General features: G+C 41.2%; 5 protein-coding genes. All 5 read left to right on the top strand.

Annotated elements, in window-relative coordinates:
- Positions 1-623: hypothetical protein (locus DW938_RS14900; protein WP_181984469.1), on the top strand; the 623-nt coding region annotated here is incomplete at its 5' end.
- Between the two features lie 81 nt (positions 624-704).
- A complete protein-coding gene (locus DW938_RS14170) occupies positions 705-1,901 on the top strand; it encodes a hypothetical protein (protein WP_118125554.1) in 1,197 nt (398 codons plus the stop codon).
- An 8-nt stretch (positions 1,902-1,909) separates the two neighbouring features.
- The gene (locus DW938_RS14165) at positions 1,910-2,905 is read left to right on the top strand and encodes a hypothetical protein (RefSeq protein WP_118125552.1); all 996 of its coding nucleotides are present in this window, start codon (positions 1,910-1,912) and stop codon (positions 2,903-2,905) included.
- Entirely contained in the window at positions 2,902-3,774 is an 873-nt protein-coding gene (locus DW938_RS14160; protein WP_118125551.1) for a hypothetical protein, read from the top strand. The genes DW938_RS14165 and DW938_RS14160 overlap by 4 nt, the downstream gene beginning before the upstream one ends.
- A gap of 7 nt (positions 3,775-3,781) precedes the next feature.
- Positions 3,782-4,359, top strand: a 578-nt coding sequence (locus DW938_RS14155) for a hypothetical protein (RefSeq protein WP_118125549.1), incomplete at its 3' end; no start/stop codon positions are given.

The following is a 4,359-nucleotide window of genomic DNA, read 5'->3' as shown; positions in this document are numbered from 1 at the left end:
GAGAGCTATCTGTGCCTGAGGCTGTAAAGTTAGCACAGGATTTTGCTGATGATTTTACAGATTTCTGCAATTATTCCAATGATCTGTCAGTATCGAGAATAAGCTTGTATGAATGTTCGGACGGCTATTTTTATATGGCAAATTATACTCAGTCCGTATCTGACGTAAATATTTTGGAATATGCAGGCTATGATAGCATTGACGAAAATATGATCGTGTCCTGCGCTTTCGCATATATCTGCGGAAACGAGGTCAATAATTTTGTCACGAACTCCTACTTTGAAGAATATAAAATCGACGGTGAATTGACGAGTACATCCGATCCTGTTTCTGCCGCTAAATGTTTAAGTGATACTTTAGCAACAAATATGAAGTTGAACGTCAAGCGTATAGCTATTGAATACTGTATGATTAAAAAAGGTAATATTGAGAAAAGCACAGGAGATGAAGAAAAAGACCGTGAAAAAGCTCCCTGGGCAACTTACTGCTCGTATGACATATATGAAGCTGTTCCATGCTGGGTGTTTTACTTTGACGAAACTCCGAACAAGGAAATTTATGCAACCATAAATTGTAACGATATGAACGTTTCTTTTGTTAATAATCAAAAAGGAAACGTATAACACAATAAAAAGTGACCTGAGCAAAAGCGAAAATTACCATTGACTTACTGATGTTATCACATATGAGGAAGGAAGTTGCTTATGAAAAATCTAAAATTACTTGCCGCAGCGTTGGCTGTCGTTCTTGCAGGCTGTGCACAGACACCTGACAGCGTAAGATTCTCTGCCGAGAAAGACAGTAAAGAGAGAAATGAGATCACAGCTATACAGTACATATCTTCCAACAAACTCAGTGATGACATAGACAATGCTCTTGATAAAAGCTATACTCAATTTGATCTGAGAGAAAATATCAGTGTGGAATTGCCCGAAGATTACTGCGAAGTCGATTTTACTCAGATATCGGATTATGAGGAAAATTACGAAAAGATAATGACCCGGATTTTTGGCAAGGATGTTCTCGACCGTGAGAATACAGTTCATGATGAAACCGGCGACGGAATGGTAAGTTACAGCTTTAGCGACGATGACGAGAAAATGTATGGCTGCGTTGGAAATAACGGCTTTATCTGTTTTGCCAAGCCCTCAGCTTTTGATGATCTCTTTAACGGCGGAAACAGAGTCAAGATCTATCATATTGACAGAGATGACGATCTTTCAGACAGCTATGAACTGGACGGAACTTCAGTCACGATCAAGCAGGCAGCTGATTTTGCTCAGGACTGGCTCGATAAGAACTATGCCGATCTTGAACCTGACTTGGAGATAGCCGTTAAAACTATAATTGTAAGACAAAGCGATCAGGGCATTTACTCTTTTGATATCCATGCGTCTAAAAAATACAACGGCGTATTGCTTGACGATCTTGTGCAAATGACAGATACGTCTGATGAAAGTATGTCGAAAATGAAATATATCACGCAGGGCATATATATGCAGATGTTTAAAAGCGACGAGATAGGCAGCCTTACTAACGGCAACGGTATCTTGATACCAAAAAAAGAAAGATCTGTTGATAAGATAATTTCCCTGTCAAGTGCAATGGGGTTTATTGAAAATACTTTTACAGATTTTAATGAGAAAATGGAGATAAGTGCCATTGACCTTAAATACACACTCACCCCTCTTAACGATAATAAAAACGGTCAAAGCTGCTACGATGCAGGCATAAAATTTGACAGCCATTTGGTCTGGGAGTTTGTTATGGATGTTCCCGAAAATGAAATGCCAGTAGGTGATGAATATTCATCGGCAGGCAATATTCAGCGATTTATTTATCTTGACGCTGAAAGCGGCGATCTTGATTATGAGTTTGATATAAATATGCTTATGCAGTGAGGTAGATCATGAAACAAAAGAAGTTTATGACGTTTTCGTGTATCGTGTTTTCTGCTGTTATTTTTCTGACTTCCTGTGGGGAAAATAAACCACAGTCGGATCTCTCTGCTGTTGACAGCGTGTCAAATATGCCGGAGAGCACCGTGTCAAAGCCAAGTTCGGAATTTGAGAACATAACTGTGGAAACAGAAAAATATGAGAATGAACAGCTTACATTCACATATGAGGGCAAAAGCTATACATTGCCGCTTTCAAGAGATAACTTTAAAGACGATATAGTTTATTATCCTGGATCAAAGCTCCACTCAGAACAGATCATAAACAATAAGTTTGGTGAAAAGGTCACTGCTGTTCTTACCGTTGATGATGGAATAACTAAGATCAAGCTGTGTGATGTTATAGGTCAAAACGGCAAAGTTTTTTCAAACAGCGGCGGCATTTGTACTATGACAAGAACGGGCGGATCTGCCTGTGAATTTACAGATCCACAAAGAACATTAAAAGCCGACCTGAACGATCTTATAGTATATCAGGAAATAAACTATCCCGATGAAGTCGATGATGTTGTATATGTGGGGTATCTTTTCAAGGACAATAATTTTATCCTTAATCAACTGTATGTTGCCGAATATGACGAAAATGGAGAGAAAAACTATGAAGAACAGCTAAACCGTGACCTCCCCAGCTTTTTCGGCACAGTACAGACCATAGGCGACAACATGGCCGAAATTAAGCTCACAGACAAAAAGACAGTATGCACAGTGCCTACATATTATTGCGACGGTGAGCTTAGTGAGGGGCTTGAAGTCATGGTGATACTTGACTGCTCCACAGACCTTTTCGATAGCGGAAAGTCGGAGAGTTTTGATTACGCCGTTATCTGCACAGACCCTGCGGAGTATGACCCCTCAGGGCATGAGTTTGGAACGCTCGCCTACGCCAAAGCTGACAGCAATAACCTTGGTAGGTTTATCTACACCGAGATCGGAGATATAGAGAAATGAAACTAAAACTTCTAAACACAATAAAATGTGACCTGAACAAAAGCATAATAAACATAGGCTTTGCAGGGGCGGTGCTGCTGACAACAGTGCTTGCTTTCACCGCCTCAGCCTATACAGACCTTGCCACCGATAAATCATATTCGGTGTTCGAGTCACTTTTCACTCTCGATAAAAATATCCTCCGCACCGACCCAATGCTGTCCTCAGTGCTGGTTTTCAGAAACGGACTTTCGGGATATATCACAATGTTTTTGCCTATTGTCGTGGCATTCCCATTCATGGTGTCTTTCTGTGCAGAGCGAAATAACGGACTGATGCGTTTCACCATATCTCGCACAGGCAAGCTAAGATATTATCTTTCAAAATTTATATCCGCACTTATCTCAGGGGGACTTGCCGTTATGCTCGGTATAGCTGTTTACGGCATAGCCTGTGCAGTGCTTTTTCAACCACTTTCGGAGTTTGACGTATCAGCCGACCAGCTTCAATACATAATGCAAGACAGCACAGGTAGAACCATAATCAAAATGCTTGCAGTAGCTTTCGCATATGGTGCAGTTTCCACTCTGCCTGCGTTTTTCCTAAGCTCTTTCTGCAAAAATCCGTATATCATAACCTGCCTGCCTTTTATGCTCAACTATGTCCTCACAACAATGCTCAATAGGATAATAGACGCAAATCTTTTCAACGATAACTTTGATTTTGATAGAGCAAACGCCTTTTATCCAAGCTCTGTGACGAATTTTCTGTATATACAAAGCTTTGACAGAAGCGCAAAGTGGATAACAGCGGTGAACTGTTCGGGGGCGATCGTTACCCTGCTGGGATTTATTATTGTGATGAATTTGCGCAAGGACAAGGGGGTGTAGGTCAGCTATGATGAAAAATTTCAGCCTAAAACAAAGCTTTTTCTGTGCAAGGGCGGAGTTCATAAAGTGGGTATGCGACGCACGAATGATAATCCTGGGAGTGCTTCTTATCTTCATTTACAGCTTTGCTATAGAGCCTCTTAAATCAAACGCAGAGCTTATGGGCGAACCGCTGAATATCCTTGAGCCTTTTATCGCCATAGCAAATTCGGGTGCGATACTTCTTATCATACCGCTGGTTTTCCTCACACTTATCGCAGATTTTCCCAAGATAGACACCAACACAGTTTTCTACATAATGCGTGTGGGCAGGCTGAACTGGCTGTTCGGACAGCTTTTGAAGCTCATTTTTATGGCTTTATCTTATCTTGCAGTGATATTCTTGGGCGCAGTGCTTCCAATGCTTTCAGACGGTTTTTGGTACAACGGCTGGAGCAATGTGGCGACAAAGTTCGCTTCACGCTTTCCTGAACATTCGGGCAATTTCGGTGTGCAGCTTCTCCCTGAAAATCTCTACAATCAGCTCACAGTATTTTCAGCCGCAGTGCAAAGCTACCTGCTCGTGTTCGCATACCTTATGATAAT

Source organism: Ruminococcus sp. AM43-6, from assembly GCF_003461785.1.
Lineage (GTDB): Bacteria > Bacillota > Clostridia > Oscillospirales > Ruminococcaceae > Hominimerdicola > Hominimerdicola aceti.
Note: the sequence above shows the minus strand (reverse complement) of the source record. Positions and strands in the feature narration are given on the sequence as shown.